We start from the raw sequence: 1,227 nt of genomic DNA on the forward strand, positions 1-1,227 counted from the left end.
CGTCAGTCGTGGCCCTACAACGCCACCCGCGACGCCGGGCTGCCCCAGGTGGGCGGTGGTGGTGGCTACCCAACCTGCAAGCAGTGGTGGGCTGACTCAGGGATCGGCTTGCGTGATCGGATCAAGGGCCAGGTGGATCCGGACCTGATGACCAGCTTCCTCAAGTGGGCGAAATGGCTGAACCAGGACGAGGTAACCGAGGCAGTCATTCGCCAGGTGATCTCCCCCTCCAGCCAGGTCAAGGGCAACGTCTATACCGATTACGGCGGGCAGGTTGGCGGCACCGTCTGGAACGGCATCGCGAGAACCGCAGGAACCTTCGGCGTTGCCCTGGGCAGCCTGGCCTATTTCCCGGCGATGGATATGGTCCGCCAAGCGCTGCCGATGGTGATGTCGTTCCTCAAGATGGCCATGGTCATCTGCATTCCGATGGTCCTGGTCATCGGCACCTATCAACTGAAAGTTGCCATGACGATGACGGTCGTCTTCTTTGCGATGATGTTCGTCGATTTCTGGTTTCAGTTAGCCAGATATATCGATAGCACGATACTTGATGCCTTCTATGGTTCGGGATCACCGCATCTTTCATTTGACCCAGTCATGGGGCTGAATACGGCTACTCAAGATGCGATCTTGAACTTCGTTATGGGTTCTATGTTCATTGTTTTACCACTACTGTGGATGACAGCGATCGGCTGGTCCGGAATTCAAGCAGGGTCTGTTCTGAACGGATTGAGCAGAGGGACTGAAGGAGTTCAAGCCGCCGGCAAGGAAGCAGGAAATAGAGTTAAAAACGCAGTTTGAGAAAGTATAAAGCCATTACCGGGTTCTAGTCCCGGTAATGGTGTGCTGCCTGATAGTCAAACAGCTCTGCTACAGATTCAGTTTCAGCTTGTGAAGTCATAGTTGAGACATCTCGACTTGGAGACCCTTTAGAGACGGAGATGTCCCCTTTAACCAAGGCAAATCCCACCAGAAAGACACACAGTAGAGTCATTGATACCCCAGCAAGCCACATAAAATTCTGTGACACTACAAGAGCCGCTAACAAGAATAGGCTAACTCGCTTAACCCAACGTAGAGCTGGACGGCGATCATGCAGGCAGAAACGCACAAGCATACCCAGACCAAAACCGATCCGGGAGGCAAAACCTTTGTTGGTGTGCGCGTTCATCATCAATCTCCTGGCTCCCAAAGGGAGGCATCCTGCTATCACCTATACGCCGA

Annotated in this window: 2 protein-coding genes; one reads left to right on the forward strand and one right to left on the reverse strand. The window is 53.5% G+C overall.

Translation table 11 applies throughout. The features are described from left to right. The coding region (locus HMPREF2924_RS36705; RefSeq protein ID WP_256567990.1) for a conjugal transfer protein TraG N-terminal domain-containing protein at positions 1-804 on the forward strand (804 nt) is incomplete at its 5' end. Positions 805-829: 25 nt separating this feature from the next. Here HMPREF2924_RS36705 and HMPREF2924_RS35145 read toward each other — a convergent pair. Further along, positions 830-1,174: a hypothetical protein gene (locus tag HMPREF2924_RS35145; RefSeq protein WP_071537188.1), complete on the reverse strand. Its 345-nt coding sequence runs from the start codon at positions 1,172-1,174 to the stop codon at positions 830-832. Between the last annotated feature and the right edge of the window lie 53 nt (positions 1,175-1,227).

This window comes from Pseudomonas sp. HMSC063H08, assembly GCF_001813645.1.
Taxonomy (GTDB): Bacteria; Pseudomonadota; Gammaproteobacteria; order Pseudomonadales; family Pseudomonadaceae; genus Pseudomonas; species Pseudomonas aeruginosa.

Coding starts and splice junctions, on each gene's coding strand:
- HMPREF2924_RS35145 (WP_071537188.1), bottom strand. CDS start 1,174: ATGAACGCGCACACCAACAAAGGTTTTGCCTCCCGGATCGGTTTTGGT.